Source organism: Ruegeria sp. YTSC230 (assembly GCF_059609665.1).
The window spans coordinates 98,695-113,559 of sequence record NZ_JBXWMC010000001.1; the positions used below are offsets into that span (position 1 = coordinate 98,695).

The following is a 14,865-nucleotide window of genomic DNA, read 5'->3' on the forward strand; positions in this document are numbered from 1 at the left end:
ACGGAACGCAACAACAGTTGCGGGGATCAGGTAGAAGAAGAGTGTGCCTTTGCGCAAGCCCTCTCTCCCGGCCCCGCCAGGAGGATTACATGAAATCGCTCAAATCCACGCTCGCCGGATCGGTTGTATTTGCTGCCATAGCCACCGCTGCCTTATCTGCCGAAGACACGATCAAGGTCGGAGTGCTGCATTCGCTGTCGGGTACGATGGCAATCTCGGAGACTACTCTGAAAGACACCATGCTGATGCTGATCGACCAGCAAAACGCTAAAGGTGGTCTTTTGGGCAAGCAGCTTGAGGCCGTTGTTGTGGATCCCGCATCGGATTGGCCGCTGTTCGCGGAAAAAGCGCGTGAGCTGCTGACCGTCCACGAGGTGGATGTGATCTTTGGCAACTGGACTTCGGTCAGCCGCAAATCAGTACTGCCTGTGATCGAAGAGCTGAATGGTTTGCTGTTCTATCCGGTTCAGTATGAGGGCGAAGAAAGCTCTAAAAATGTCTTTTACACCGGTGCGGCCCCGAACCAGCAGGCGATCCCAGCGACCGATTATTTCCTGGAGGAACTGGGGGTTGAGAAGTTCGCTCTGCTCGGGACGGACTATGTCTATCCCAGGACCACCAACAATATTTTGGAAAGCTACCTTAAGCAAAAGGGTATTTCGGACGCGGATATCTTCGTCAACTACACCCCCTTTGGCCATTCTGACTGGTCCAAGATCGTATCTGACGTCGTCGCACTGGGCGAAGATGGCAAAAAGGTTGGTGTGATCTCGACCATCAACGGAGACGCCAACATTGGTTTCTATAAAGAACTGGCCGCAGCTGGTGTTTCGGCAGATGACATTCCTGTGGTGGCCTTTTCGGTTGGTGAGGAAGAACTGTCCGGCCTGGATACGGCGAACCTCGTCGGTCACTTAGCGGCTTGGAATTATTTCCAGTCGGCGGATACTGATGTGAATGCCGAATTTGTCGAAACCTGGAAAGCCACCATGGGTGACGAACGGGTGACCAACGATCCTATGGAGGCGCATTTCATCGGCTTCAACATGTGGGTGAATGCCGCGACCGAAGCCGGCTCGACCGAAGTAGACGCTGTGCGCGCCGCCATGTACGGGCAGGAATTCCCGAACCTGACCGGAGGTACTGCTGTGATGTTGCCGAACCACCATCTGGCTAAGCCGGTTCTGATTGGTGAGATTCAGGAAGACGGCCAGTTCGACATCATCAGCGAAACGGACGTTGTGCCGGGCGATGCATGGACCGACTTCCTGCCTGAATCCGCAGTGCTGAAATCGGATTGGAAAGATCTCGGCTGCGGTATGTACAACACCGAGACCGATAGCTGCGTTCAAACCTTGTCGAACTACTAAATCGTACGCAAGGCGGGTGTGATCGCCCGCCTTGCCCAAAGACACGCGGGTTTCACCACATGTTAAGACTATTCCTTGCGGGCCTGGCAATTCTCTTCGCCTGCCTGAACGCCAACGCGCAAGAGGGTGGCCTGCAGCCGATCTTGCAGGATCATCAGGAGATCATTGTCAAAAGCTCGCGCAAGACGATCAAACCGGCGATTGATGCGCTTGCCGCCACTGGGCTGCCGCAAGCGCAGGTGATGCTTGAGACATGGGCCGCCAAAGACATGTGGATGCGCAAGTCTGACGGTCTGTTCTTTGCCGGAACAAAGGCCGAAGGGCGGTTGTACGAACTGACCGATTTCGACACGGGCGAAGTGGTCGGCACGTTTGAGAAATCCGACCTGAAGCAATTGAAACCCAACAGCGGTGTACGCGCTATGATCGGGACAGCTCTGGTGCAGTTCCAGTTGACCGACACGGATCGAAAGAAGCGCCTAGCCGCACTAAAGTCCATTCAACGTGATCCCGAAGGTGCACTGCTCGAACCTCTTCGTGCCTCGATCGAGGATGAGCCAGATGTGGATTTGAAGGCCCAGAAGCAACGGCTCGAACGGCTGCTGACGATTGGATATGACGAAGACGTTGCGGCCCGCGTGACTGCAATTGAAGAAATGTCGAACGATCTGGGTGTCGACGTCCGCGCGGCGCTGAACCCGCTAGTGGCTACCTCACGGAAGACCGCTGCGGACCTGCCATCGGATGTTAACGTCGCCATCATTCTGGAACCCGGTTCAGAGGCCTTGTCGCGGGATGACGCATACCACCTGTTGGTCGCGAGCGACTTGGCTGCGCCCCATGTGTTGCCTGACGACATCCACCTGGCTTTGGCTGCGAACATTGATGGTGGCCGCGTAGGGGGTGTCCCGGTCGCGCAACTGAACGAGAATACTGCGCGCGCACAAGCCTACAGCACTCTGGCTGAAGCCGGACTTGTTCCTGCGCTGGTAACTGAGGCCGATATCGACACCGCGCTGGGCGCGCATGTGTTCTTTGAGACTTATGCCGAGCCGTCCATCGAAGTAACCGCCGCTGCCGAAAAAGCGCTAAAGAAGATCGAACTGAAAGTTGGCCTAAACCAGACGCTCGACCTGACGTTGGACGCGGTCTCTCTGGCCTCGATTTATTTCCTTGCCGCCATTGGGTTGGCCATCACTTTCGGAGTGATGGGTGTAATCAACATGGCCCATGGCGAATTTATTATGATGGGCGCCTATACGGGCTATGTCGTTCAGCAGTACGTCCCCGACCATACGGTATCGATCATCGTTGCCATCCCAATGGCTTTCGCGGTCACGTTTGCCATGGGCGTCGCCATGGAGCGCCTGGTGATCCGTTGGCTTTATGCCCGCCCGTTGGAAACACTGCTGGCGACCTTTGGTATCTCGATTGCCTTGCAGCAACTGGCAAAGAACATCTTTGGTACACAGGCCCGCCCTCTGACTGCTCCGGGCTGGCTGGACGGTGCCTGGGTGATGAACGATGTGGTTTCGATCAGCTATATCCGCATTGCGATCTTCGTGCTGGCGCTGATCTTTCTGGGGCTGTTCCTTTACATAATGAAACGTACAAGGCTGGGGCTTGAAATGCGTGCGGTCACGCAGAATCCGCGCATGGCGGGGTCGATGGGGATCAATCCGGGGCGGGTGAATATGCTGACATTCGGCCTCGGCTCCGGCATTGCTGGGATCGCGGGGGTGGCCATTGGCCTGTTCGCCAAAGTCACATCGGATCTGGGCAACGACTACATTGTGCAAAGTTTCATGACCGTGGTTGTCGGTGGTGTCGGCAACATCTGGGGCGCGCTGGCAGGCGCGGGGATGATCGGGTTCCTGCAAAAGGGGATCGAGTGGATGAACCCTTCAAACACGCTCGCGGCGCAAACCTACATGATCATCTTCATCATCATTTTTATCCAATTCCGACCACGAGGCATTATTGCCCTCAAAGGTCGTGCGGCGGGGGATTGAGCCATGGAACGTAGTTTTGTTGCTAAGAACCCATCTGTGTTGGTCTTTCTGGCCATCCTGTCGCTGTTTACGCTGGGTGTAACTGTCCTGTCCGAAGGGTTCGGGATCGGTGTGATCTCAACCAGTTTCGTCAAAACGCTGGGCAAGACCCTATGCCTTTGTTTGATCGCGGTCGCGATGGATCTGGTTTGGGGTTTCACCGGCATTCTATCACTAGGCCATTTCGCTTTCTTCGGGCTCGGTGGCTATATGATCGGCATGTGGCTGATGTACGAACGCACTCGGCTGATCGTGGTCGAGTCATTGTCACAAGCCGACATCCCGCCAACGCCTGCCGAAGTTGTGGACGCCATCGGCACTCAGATTTTCGGCGTAGTCGGATCATCCGAATTCCCGCTGATTTGGGCATTTTCGCACAGCTTGACGCTGCAGTTGATACTGGTCGTTGTGGTGCCTGGCCTGCTGGCACTGATCTTTGGCTGGCTGGCCTTCCGCAGTCGAGTGACCGGTGTCTATCTGTCGATCCTGACGCAAGCAATGACGCTGGCTCTGGCTTTGTATCTGTTTCAGAACGACAGCGGGCTGCGCGGCAACAATGGCTTGTCCGGCCTGCAGAACCTGCCCGGAGTCACTGTCTCTCAAGACGTTGTTTCGCTCTGGTTCCTATGGGCTTCGGCTTTGGCGTTGGGACTGGGTTACATGCTGGCGGCATGGATCGTGTCGGGCAAGTTCGGCTCGGTCCTGCGCGGCATTCGAGACAACGAGGCGCGAGTTCGGTTCCTCGGCTATTCGGTCGAAGCCTACAAGTTGGCTGTCTTCACCCTGACGGCTTGCATCGCCGCAATCGCGGGTGCGCTATATTATCCGCAGGCTGGCATTATCAACCCCGAGGAGATGGCCCCCATCGCCTCAATCTATCTGGCCGTCTGGGTCGCTATCGGCGGGCGGGGCCGGCTGTATGGTGCGGTCATCGGCGCGGCTTTTGTCAGCCTGCTGAGCACCTGGTTCACCGGCGGGCAGGCCCCGGATATTCCGCTTGGCTTTTACACGATCAAATGGGTCGACTGGTGGCAAGTGCTGCTGGGTGTTTCGTTTGTGCTGGTCACGCTGTTTGCTCCGCAAGGTATCGGAGGTTTGTTCGACTTGTATACCAACCAGCGTCATCCCGATCGGCATGGTGCCAATCTGGGACCCGATGAAGGCGCTTTGCGTGAGAAAGAGGCCAGCCTATGAGCACCTTGTTAGAGGTAAGTGGCGTATCGGTTACCTTCGACGGGTTCCGCGCCATCAACAACCTGTCCTTCCAGATTGGTGACGCAGAACTACGCTCCGTGATTGGCCCGAATGGTGCCGGCAAGACTACGTTTATGGACATCATCACCGGCAAGACCCGACCAGATGAGGGGCGGGTCATATGGGGTGAAAAGTCCGTATCTTTGTTGGATATGACCGAGGCAAAAATCGCGCAGGCGGGAATAGGGCGGAAGTTTCAGAAGCCTACGGTTTTTGAGGATCAGTCCGTGCGCGATAATCTACTAATGGCGCTAAAGAAAAATCGTGGCTGGGTTGGTGTGCTGCTTTACCGTCCGTCCAAAAGTGATTTGCAGAAGGTCGACGACCTGGCCACCGAAATTGGGCTGTATCAGGAACTGAGCCGTAAGTCAGGTGAACTGAGCCACGGGCAGAAGCAATGGTTGGAAATCGGCATGCTGCTTGCGCAGGACCCACGTCTGCTATTGGTTGACGAACCCGCCGCAGGCATGACCCCGCAAGAGCGAGAACACACGACAGACTTGCTAGTTCAAGCTGCAAAGACCCGCGCGGTTGTGGTTGTTGAACATGACATGGAATTTGTCAGGCGCCTGAACTGCAAAGTCACGGTTTTGCATGAAGGATCCGTTTTAGCCGAGGGCAGCCTTGATCACGTGACATCAAATCAGGACGTCATCGACGTCTATCTGGGGCGCTAGAAAATGTTGAAGCTGACCGATCTGACTTTGCACTATGGGCACTCGCAAATCCTCAACGGGATTTCCATGGAAGCTTCACAGGGTGAAGTAACGTGCGTCATGGGGACCAACGGTGTCGGAAAAACCAGTCTGATGAAGGCAATCTCAGGGGCGCATCCCCGTTCCGGTGGCGAACTGGAGCTTGACGGAAAGCAAATGGGTATCTTACCTGCTCATCAGATGGCCTGGAAAGGTGTGGCATATGTCCCCCAAGGTCGCGAAATTTTCCCATTGCTCACGGTTCGAGAAAATCTGGAAACAGGCTTCTCCTGTCTGCCTGCCAGCGAACACTTCGTCCCAGATGTTATTTTTGACATGTTCCCGGTCCTCAAAAAAATGCAGAACCGGCGCGGGGGCGACCTTTCCGGCGGGCAGCAGCAACAGTTGGCCATCGCGCGTGCACTGATCACAAGACCGCGCCTGCTGCTGCTGGATGAGCCAACCGAAGGTATTCAGCCGAACATAATCCAACAGATTGGCGAAGTGATCCGGCACCTCAGAAAGACGAGCGGAATGGCAATTGTCTTAGTCGAGCAGTATTTCGACTTCGCATATGATCTTGCTGACAGGTTTGTTGTGTTGCGACGCGGAGAAATCCTGGTCAAAGGCTCACGAGATGACCTGACGCGTGATCAAGTGTTGCAGGCCGTAACAGTTTAGCACTGTTCCGTGTAGTTGGCTTCGAATTAGATTCATGAAGCCCAAATCACGTTCTGCACTGAAGCTGGGGACATAGTTTGATCCTCCCAATACGTTCAAAAAAGAAATGCTTAGTTTTGAGATGCTGTCGTTCGATGCCTCTTGTCTTGATGGGTGTGTACTATCAGACAGATCAACTGGCTTCGTGTACTACTGAGGTTCAAATTGGGCATTGTCAGAGGAAACCGGCTTGAGGCGGGTAGGGTGGTTTCGTAGCTTCGTGGGACGACAAAAACCATTCCACTTCGATACTTCAAAACCAGCCCAGAGATCATTAGCCTACCCGCCCCCAAGAGGACGTTTGACAAATACGCGCATACGTTTTCGTTAAGACCGAAGCAAAAACGCGTGAGTGTAGCGCGCTTAGGTTCGCCTGCTAAGTTTAATCTACTTGCAGATCGGCAATTCCAGTGGCGGTTGATTGGGCAAGGATGCCCTCCAACTGTTTATGATCGGTTGGAGGCTGCTCTTGGGCCAAAACTTTGGTGCGCCGATTGCTTGTAGGCAAGCTGCGTTCCAATAAACTCCTGCTCGCGATAGTGATTTTCCTTTTTTTACCGCCTTGGCGACAGCGTTGATGTCTTTGGATTCTGGGTAGATATAGAGGGTCGTCGGGTTCCCTTCTACAAGCGCCAGGATTTCTTTAGAGGCGGACTGTGACCAGGTTGTACAACCATTGCTGCGACCACCCGTGTAGTTCACAAGCCTTCCGTAGGGGACAAAGCCGTCGTTGTCTGCATGTGTGCTTTGTGGGTTTTTGAACCTGCATTGCCATTTTAGGAAAACGGCGGGATGGCCCCCGATAGCGCGCTCCCGAGCATTGCTCGTTTCTCCTTGGCCATCAAACAAAAGGAACGTGCGGAAGAACGGCTGCGTTTTGCCGGATTGACTGTAGTAACCCTTGAATGACGTGCGGGTTTCAGCCGTCACATAGGCACCGCCGGCGGTTAGTTTCGATCCTTCTGCATTGCTGAAGTTCTTCGCGCATTGCCGACCATTCGAAAAATTGGCACGCTTGAGTTTTCGACCATTGCCGTAGCCGGACGAGACTGCTCGGAAGGACTTTTGCGACTCGCAGATGACGTAAAACCGCTTGCCGGGATTGCCGTTTCTTGTGGTACTTGGGTGGGTCGCATCTTTGGCAAGATAGCAGGGGTTCCTTACCTCGCCTCGACGTACTTTCTCTTTGTAAAGCGCTCGCGCCCTTTTCAAAACGATCGGGGCGATTTGCCCGTCACCCGTACCCACGTGCTTTTGTAACCACGCCGGGACATCTTGTGATATCGCTTCAACCCGGTCGGGCAGTGCGCTCGCCGCGATGGCAATTGTCATGATGGATAGTGTGAGACGGAGTGAATTCGGTAGCACCGGGAGATCTCCTGCTAGAATGTACTCGGGGCCAGTCTACCACAATTCCTATGCAATCGGGTGCCAGCCAAGTGTACAAACGAAGCTTCCTGTTGCCTCAAATCCCATTTTGCATTTCGAGGGGCTTGTCGTTCATCTTGAACAAAAGTGCTGCGACGATGCATAGGTGTCTGGACACTCGGAGATCGACTTCCATGTGAACGCCATGACTACTTGCCGAAGGTCTCTGTTGGTAACCGCAATGGCTGATCCGCACACTGCGCGGGGACAAACGGTGGCGCTGATTGATGCGGTAAGTAATCTTCCGCAGTTGCACTCTCTACAAATTCAACACGGAGACGAGGTCATTTTGCTCAAGCCCAACATGGCGCTGGCTTTGATAGGTTGGCCAATCTGAAGTTTTGTTCGAAAAGCATTGTGGCTCTGTTGCTATGGACGGCAATAGATCGGCAAGAAATCCCACCTGTAGTCGAATTTCCTTGTTGGGAACTCATTTAGTTGAGGAAATCTTCACCGAATTTACTTGCCACGTCGACCACACGGTTATCGTCAGTTTGAATGGAGTTCGCGGGATTGCCTCCTCCAAGCTCAGCCTTAGCGGAGGTCATCCAAAAAGCTCGTTGCCAGGGCGTCATATCGGCCGGCAGCGCCTTTAACACAGTTTCCATCAAGGGAAGCGGAGTTCCGTCTTCTGCGAACTGAAAAGATGGGTACGCGTTGATGCCTTCATATGGGACAGAAAAAACCTTTCCGGTCCTCTTCCAGATCTCACCTATTCGCGTGATTTGCCAGGAACCTTTCTTCCACTGCGCATGAACAGATCTATTGTCCAGCAACGGATATTTCCGGGCAAACTCATCTTTGCGGATGTCATCGACCGCGCAAAACGGTTCTTCGAACTTGGTAAAATACATCTTCTAACCAACAACACTTGTTGAAACACACAAGTCCATACTGTCAGAAACCCAACTTCTTGAAAGTAAGATTGTTCACACACTGTAATACGCTCTTTAGTGAGGGCGCAGGCTCACGTTATTGAATTTTAATAATTTATTTAAAATTCAGTTCGAGGGAAAATCGCCATCTGCTCAGCGTGAAAGTCCACAATGCCGCAGATCGGGGCGACAATCATTGCAACATGAACGTATTGATCACACATCATGTATGAGCCGCGTAGAGGTCTGCATCGAATGGGTTATACGAAGACTGCATTATTGATGGCCGCAATGACGGCCTTGTTCATGGGGTTGGGATACCTTCTGGCAGGAGCGGGCGGCATGCTGTTCGCATTGGTGCTGGCAGCAGGCATGAACCTGTTTACATGGTGGAACTCAGACGAAATGGTCCTTCGTTTGCACAACGCAAGGCAAGTTTCATCTGATGACCATGCAGGGTTGTCCCAAATGGTCGGGGATCTTGCAAAGAACGCGGGCATGCCAAAGCCCGCTGTGTATTTGATTGAAACACCCCAGCCCAATGCATTTGCTACTGGGCGCAATCCCAACAACGCTGCCGTTGCCGTCACTACGGGGTTGCTACAGACCCTCACAAGGGATGAACTGGCGGGAGTTGTCGCGCACGAACTTGCACATATCAAGAACCATGACACTGCGATTATGACCGTAACTGCCACGTTCGCGGGTGCAATTACGATGCTAGCAAACTTCGCACTGTTCTTTGGTGGAAGACGGGATAGTGCCGTTGGTCTAGTGGGGACCATTGCGCTGATGATCTTGGCTCCTTTGGCTGCGGGTTTGGTCCAAATGGCCATTAGTCGGACAAGAGAATACGCCGCCGATCGCGTCGGCGCCGAGATTTGCGGTCGACCTCTGGCATTGGCGTCTGCCCTCGAAGGTATTCAGCAAGGCGCTGCAAGCATCGACAACGATGCTGCCGAGCGAAATCCAGCGACCGCACATATGTTCATCATCAATCCACTTCATGCGCACTCACGTGACAAGCTGTTTTCAACTCACCCGTCGACGGCAAATCGGATAGCTGCGTTGCGAATGCTAGCCCAGCAGTCGAACGCAGCCGACGAAAGCAGCAACACTCGAAGCACTAAACCATCATCCAGGACTGGCCCTTGGGGGTGAAGGTCGCATGCAGGAACTGTTTCTAGTGGGCCTTGTCAGAAGAAGTCATCTTTAAGCGGACAGGGCTTTTCCTAGCCTTCGCCACAAACAAACGCTCTCCTTTGACGTAATTCAAAACCGGCCTCGATATTTTTCCTTTGATGTCACAGGGCGTTTTTTTGATCTGAAGGAACGTTCAGGCGTTGCTGTCCGGCTGGGAGGATTGACCATAAGTGGGAAAACGATCCACCACTGGCATCGTTTCGGTATACACACGGTCTCGGATAAGCGCGAATATCCAGAAGTCCGGAAGGGTTGTTGACGTGTATGAAGTAACGTCAGCGCTGCGCATGCCCTGAAGCACAACGTCGACCAGAAGCAATTCCGGTTGCGTGCGGTCAAGGACTTGCTTTGCTGTTTTCAAATTGTAGGCACGCCAACAATTTTAACGCCTTCTGGGTGGGTCAACAGTTCTAAGACAGTCGAGCGAGCTTCGTCCGGCGCGATAAAAATCATATGAACTGAAACCATCGTTCCGAACTCTTGATTGTCGCTGTGAGCGAGGTTTTGGGTATGCGGTTTCATGGTGACCGATCGCAAAGCGGTTGGGCCGCTGATTGAAGTTCATAAGGTGGGAGAGGTGGTTTTGAGCGCCCGTGTATGAGCGTGCGCCCAATTAGCAAGGATACACTTCCCAAGGCCAATCCCAAGACGAGAGCATTGGCAAAGAAGACGCCGCCAAACAGGGATGCGGCGATGTTTCCGGGCTGCTGAACAGCCGTTCCTGTCACGATTTCCAACCAGTCATAAAGGTAAAACGCGAATAGAACAGACAGGCCCACAGGCGTAACGATGAGTGCCGTCCCAAGGCAAATCAAACCGCGACCGAGCAAGGCTCGTGGCGTTTGTCCTTTGAGCACGAAGGCAGCTATTGCCCCAAAAATGCCGAGAGCGAAGACTAAGTCCACTGGAAAGGCCAGGTCACCCGAGACAGAGCGTGCGGCGGCCGAGATGAGAGGCAACAGGATGAAAGTGACGAACCCTGCGGCAAGAAGTCCGGTGAATGTTTCAGGCAAAGAGCGCGAAGTCAAAAAGTTACCGCGTTCTTGTTGATGGATAGGAACAAGCCCGGCCGGAGAAACCTGACCGAACTGTGCTGACAGTTTGTTTGGACGAGATGGCATCATGGCCCCGAGTTTTGTTGATGTTACGGCGGTTCAATTGGCCGCTTGTGCCCCTGAATTTGGTGAGCCAGCGTTTTGTTTCTTTTGGCACCTAGTCAAATTCTTGTGGAAGTTGGACAAGTTGAGTTGGAAGGATTGTTTAGAGCGTTTGGCTGAACGCGGGACGGACACGGTTGGCCTGCTCGCACCGCGACACTGTCAGCCATAGTGCCTGTTGAACCTCTGTCGCACGCGTGTTGTATTGGAATATGGCCGATGGGTATCGATAGATGCGCTGATTTCGAAACCCAATAGTTGCAAGCTACTGAAAACTGAGCGGCCCGTCCCTAAATCGGAAGGGTTAGATTTCCACCTGCATGTCAGGTCAAACCGACGGATCCACCGTGATATCAGGAGAGCACATGTCTGCTTTTGACCAAACCGCGTCGTCTTTCACCAAAGCCTCGGATTTGCTGGTCGCAGCGCTCGAGGCGGAGGGCGTTGAGTATATTTTCGCCGTCCCAGGTGAGGAAAACCTGGATGTGCTGGAGTCTTTGAGAACGTCCAAGATTGAGCTTGTCCTGACCCGTCACGAACAGGGCGCAGCGTTCATGGCGGCGACATATGGGCGTTTGACAGGAAAAGCCGGCGTCTGCATGGCAACACTGGGCCCCGGTGCCACAAATTTTGCCACACCCGCCGCCTATGCGCATTTGGGTGGAATGCCGCTGGTTATGATCACGGGCCAAAAGCCGATCAAAAAATCGAAGCAGGGCCAGTTTCAGATCATTGATGTGGTGGGATTGTTCGACCCGATTTGCAAGATGTCCAAGCAGATTGTGCATGGCAACACCATCCCCTCGTTAATCCGCGAAGCGTTTCGCGTCGCGCAAGAGGAACGTCCCGGTGCCGTTCTGTTGGAACTTCCCGAGGATATAGCGGCCGAAGATACCACCGAGCCGGTCCTGCAACCTCATCCGCGCTACTACGCCGTGGCTGGTGACACAGTTCTGAATGAGGCGGCTGAGATGATCCGCTCGGCTAAAATGCCTTTGCTTTTGTTGGGGGCGGGAGCCAATCGAAAGCATGCTCGCAGCGCACTCAGCCAGTTTGTGAATGACACGCAGATTCCGTTCTTTGACACACAGATGGGCAAAGGCGTTGTGGACGAGCGCTCAGATTTGTTTTTGGGAACGGCCGCTCTCTCCGACGGTGATTACCTACATTGCGCCATCGAGCGGGCCGATCTGATTATCAACGTGGGTCATGACGTGGTGGAAAAACCGCCCTTCTTCATGAAAGAAGGTGGAACCAAAGTGATCCATGTGAACTACAAGGCCGCGCAGGTTGACCAAGTCTATTTCCCGCAGGTCGAAGTTGTCGGCGATCTGGCTCAATCCATCGAGCGGCTGGGAAAGAAGCTTGATGGCCCCTTGGAGTTTGATCGCAGCTACTTTGAGCGGGTCAAACAGGAAACCGATATGCACATCTCGACAGGAGCAGATGATCCGCGTTTTCCAGTGATCCCGCAGCGCTTTGTTGCCGATACGCGCAAAGTCATGCGTGACTGCGATATCATCGCATTGGACAATGGCATCTATAAAATATGGTACGCGCGAAATTATCAGGCCTACCAGCCCAATACAGTCCTGCTGGATAACGCACTGGCCACGATGGGAGCCGGCCTTCCCTCAGCCATGATGGCGGCCAAACTCTATCCTGACCGTCGCGTCATGGCGATATGTGGCGACGGCGGCTTTATGATGAATAGTCAGGAGGTTGAGACCGCTGTTCGACTAGGGCTCAATCTGGTTGTGACCGTGCTGAACGACAGCTCGTACGGGATGATCCGCTGGAAGCAGTCTCACGCCGGGTTTGAAGACTGGGGGCTGGAGTTCAAAAACCCTGATTTTGTGCAATATGCCAGAAGCTATGGTGCGACCGGTCACCGGGTAAAGCGAACTGAGGATCTGGTATCCACCTTTGAGCAAGCGTTTGCAGCAGGTGGCGTCCATTTGATCGATGTTCCTGTCGATTACAGCGAAAACCAACGGGTACTGATCGATGAACTGGCCGAAAAAGTCTGTTTAATCTGATCCGTTTTTCCAAGGCTGGTCAGAGCAACGTGGCTTGAGGTGGGCAGGGCGGCATGTGACCGCTCGCTTCTTTACATCGTCGGTTAGTGAAGCTCAGCTGTAAGTCTCTGGAGCTTTTCGTAGGCTGGGCCATTGTTTCGGGCAATGACCGTAAATCACGAACGCGTCTTTCTCTGCGGCCAGTTTCATCAAGCGTTCTGCGCTGGCATTTGCCGCGGCCTCGTTCCAAGCCCCCACGAACTTTTCGTCAAATTCCTCCACTCTTGAAATCGCGTCGCTGGTCAACATCACCGCTCGTGATGGCAGTTCAACCAACAGTGCGATTTGCCCCGGCGAATGACCCGGCGCTTCCAACACTGTCAGCCCCGGACCAACGCGCACATCGCTTTCAAACAGTATATAATCGCACTCTGGCCAGTCTAATGGTTGCGCGTTACCCCAGTACAGCGGCTTGTCGAGTTTGCGTTCCTTGGCAGAGATCAGGATCGGCGCCTCTGGAAATGCATGCAACCCGCCCACGTGGTCGATGTGGGTATGCGTGCAAACATGAAGTGTGACATCTTCAGAGGTTAACCCCAGCTTTGCCAACTGTGCTGCAGGCAGGTTGTCTGGTGTGCACTCAAGCACCTCGCCAAACTCATCCAATCGATCTTCTTCAGAAGCAGATTGGGCATTCTTAGCGTATTTTTCCGGGAGGCCAGTGTCGACAAGGATCGTTTCATTTTCATCCGTCTGGATAGCAAAACCCGAAATGCCGATTATGCGACCGTTGGAGTGAACTTTGAACAAACCGTAATCCAACACGGCAAGGCTCACCGGTCGACCTTTGATAAAACCTTCAGCCCGCACTCGGTCTCTCCTCCGTTGTCCGGCAAGAACTTGGCGCACAGTTCGAAAGTCAGTGCACATACGCAATTACGATACCAAATGGATGGCGGGGTGCCTCCTTGGATAGTCAGTCTAGCCAACCCACAGTTAGTACCACAGAAAGATTCAAAAGTGTTCGCTTGGCCGTGTGCCGTTGTTGGTAATGCGTGCTAGCTTTGCGGTAACGACGGGGCAACGGTATTGACCAACGACAAGAAACACGATCCGCTGGATGAATTATTGCGCGCTCGACTGCGCATTCCGGTTGGCGCTGACCTGAGGCTAAGGGCGCTATGCCAGTTAATGAAGGGTGTTGACTGGATCAGTCGCACCACGACCGGCCAAGCGTTTTTTGCATTGAACGAAACCGAACGAATTCTGTTGGAACTGGATGAACGTACTGGGCACGACTTGGTACGAGCGGTGCTTGCGATGAATGGGGGAACTGTTGTCAAAGCCCACGGTCTTGAAAACATTCCAGCCAGCGGCCCCGTCATCATTGGATCGACACATCCAATCGGCACTTTCGATTTTTTGGCACATGCGGGAGCTCTGCTTGACCACCGTTCAGACTTGAAAGTCGTCGCCGGTCGCGAGGCCGAGCGGTTTCTTGGGCGCGATTTGATCGTCCCTGTGGACTTGGACCGACAGGACAAGGTGCTGACGGCGCGCCAAACTCGGGCCGGCATGTTGGCACATTTGGAACAGGAGGGTGCGCTTCTGGTTTTTGGCTCGGGCCGCGTACCAACGTTGAAAGACGGGCTTCTGATCGAGCCGCCGTGGCGAACCGGGGTTACTCGTGTTTCCGCAGAAAGCGGAGCGCCGATTGTTCCGGCCTCAGCGAACATGCGTAATTCGCGGCACTACTACCGAACTCGACGATTGGCGGCGCTACTCGGTGGGGGAAACGACGAGTTCGGACGCAGGGTGGCATCCTTAAGGTACGTGTCCGAGCTGATTTCTAAACTAGGTGGAACCTACAATGTGTATTACGGCCCAATACAGCCTGCGGGAACTGCACCGGACGTTCTCAAAGAGCTATCAGAAGGATTGGTGCCTGGTCTTTACAAATCCTAGGGCACTACAGCAGGGCGAAAGAAAAGATCGGTCAGCACCATGGGTTGTGGGTGTCATTGAGAGTTAGGTCGCGCGTTAGTTTTAGCCTAAGACTAAAACTGAACTGGTATGATATGCCTTGGTTCAGGT

Annotated in this window: 14 protein-coding genes; 9 read left to right on the top strand and 5 right to left on the bottom strand. The window is 53.8% G+C overall.

The genetic code is table 11. The features are described from left to right. Positions 1 to 89: 89 nt before the first annotated feature. From urtA to urtE, 5 genes are read left to right on the top strand one after another with little or no spacing between them, the layout of a single operon-like run. A complete protein-coding gene (urtA, locus tag AC2FD9_RS00455) occupies positions 90 to 1,370 on the top strand; it encodes an urea ABC transporter substrate-binding protein (protein ID WP_496737442.1) in 1,281 nt (426 codons plus the stop codon). Between the two features lie 59 nt (positions 1,371 to 1,429). Continuing rightward, entirely contained in the window at positions 1,430 to 3,382 is a 1,953-nt protein-coding gene (gene urtB, locus AC2FD9_RS00460; protein WP_496834837.1) for an urea ABC transporter permease subunit UrtB, read from the top strand. Between the two features lie 3 nt (positions 3,383 to 3,385). Further along, positions 3,386 to 4,615, top strand: coding sequence for an urea ABC transporter permease subunit UrtC (gene urtC / locus AC2FD9_RS00465; RefSeq protein WP_496775886.1), 1,230 nt, complete (start codon positions 3,386 to 3,388; stop codon positions 4,613 to 4,615). Next, positions 4,612 to 5,352 (top strand): urea ABC transporter ATP-binding protein UrtD, encoded by a 741-nt coding sequence (gene urtD / locus AC2FD9_RS00470; RefSeq protein ID WP_496704462.1) that lies wholly within the window; start codon positions 4,612 to 4,614, stop codon positions 5,350 to 5,352. Before urtC ends, urtD begins: the two co-directional genes overlap by 4 nt. Positions 5,353 to 5,355: 3 nt before the next feature. Further along, positions 5,356 to 6,051 (top strand): urea ABC transporter ATP-binding subunit UrtE, encoded by a 696-nt coding sequence (gene urtE, locus AC2FD9_RS00475; protein ID WP_496699864.1) that lies wholly within the window; start codon positions 5,356 to 5,358, stop codon positions 6,049 to 6,051. Positions 6,052 to 6,477: 426 nt separating this feature from the next. On the opposite strand, the gene AC2FD9_RS00480 is transcribed toward urtE, so the two are convergent. After that, the gene (locus AC2FD9_RS00480; RefSeq protein ID WP_496834839.1) at positions 6,478 to 7,422 is read right to left on the bottom strand and encodes a hypothetical protein; all 945 of its coding nucleotides are present in this window, start codon (positions 7,420 to 7,422) and stop codon (positions 6,478 to 6,480) included. Positions 7,423 to 7,699: 277 nt separating this feature from the next. Between AC2FD9_RS00480 and AC2FD9_RS00485 the strand changes: the two genes are divergently transcribed. Continuing rightward, positions 7,700 to 7,855, top strand: a complete 156-nt coding sequence (locus AC2FD9_RS00485) for a hypothetical protein (protein ID WP_282151865.1) — start codon at positions 7,700 to 7,702, stop codon at positions 7,853 to 7,855. A gap of 97 nt (positions 7,856 to 7,952) precedes the next feature. Here AC2FD9_RS00485 and AC2FD9_RS00490 read toward each other — a convergent pair whose 3' ends face one another. Further along, positions 7,953 to 8,372, bottom strand: a complete 420-nt coding sequence (locus AC2FD9_RS00490; protein WP_496834789.1) for a hypothetical protein — start codon at positions 8,370 to 8,372, stop codon at positions 7,953 to 7,955. Positions 8,373 to 8,648: 276 nt separating this feature from the next. Here AC2FD9_RS00490 and htpX point away from each other — a divergent pair, with 276 nt between their 5' ends. Beyond that, on the top strand, positions 8,649 to 9,554 hold the full coding sequence (gene htpX / locus AC2FD9_RS00495) for a zinc metalloprotease HtpX (protein ID WP_496834841.1): 906 nt from the start codon (positions 8,649 to 8,651) through the stop codon (positions 9,552 to 9,554). Positions 9,555 to 9,953: 399 nt separating this feature from the next. Here the strand turns inward: htpX and AC2FD9_RS00500 are convergent, their stop codons facing one another. After that, entirely contained in the window at positions 9,954 to 10,118 is a 165-nt protein-coding gene (locus AC2FD9_RS00500) for a hypothetical protein (RefSeq protein ID WP_496834843.1), read from the bottom strand. Then, positions 10,115 to 10,609, bottom strand: a complete 495-nt coding sequence (locus AC2FD9_RS00505; RefSeq protein WP_496834845.1) for a hypothetical protein — start codon at positions 10,607 to 10,609, stop codon at positions 10,115 to 10,117. Before AC2FD9_RS00505 ends, AC2FD9_RS00500 begins: the two co-directional genes overlap by 4 nt. Positions 10,610 to 11,118: 509 nt before the next feature. On the opposite strand from AC2FD9_RS00505, the gene AC2FD9_RS00510 reads away from it, so the two are divergent. Beyond that, positions 11,119 to 12,792, top strand: a complete 1,674-nt coding sequence (locus AC2FD9_RS00510; protein WP_496834847.1) for an acetolactate synthase large subunit — start codon at positions 11,119 to 11,121, stop codon at positions 12,790 to 12,792. A gap of 93 nt (positions 12,793 to 12,885) precedes the next feature. On the opposite strand, the gene AC2FD9_RS00515 is transcribed toward AC2FD9_RS00510, so the two are convergent. Next, positions 12,886 to 13,641: an N-acyl homoserine lactonase family protein gene (locus AC2FD9_RS00515; protein ID WP_496834848.1), complete on the bottom strand. Its 756-nt coding sequence runs from the start codon at positions 13,639 to 13,641 to the stop codon at positions 12,886 to 12,888. 219 nt (positions 13,642 to 13,860) lie between these two features. On the opposite strand from AC2FD9_RS00515, the gene AC2FD9_RS00520 reads away from it, so the two are divergent. Then, positions 13,861 to 14,736 (top strand): 1-acyl-sn-glycerol-3-phosphate acyltransferase, encoded by an 876-nt coding sequence (locus tag AC2FD9_RS00520; protein ID WP_496834850.1) that lies wholly within the window; start codon positions 13,861 to 13,863, stop codon positions 14,734 to 14,736. The last annotated feature ends 129 nt before the right edge of the window (positions 14,737 to 14,865 follow it).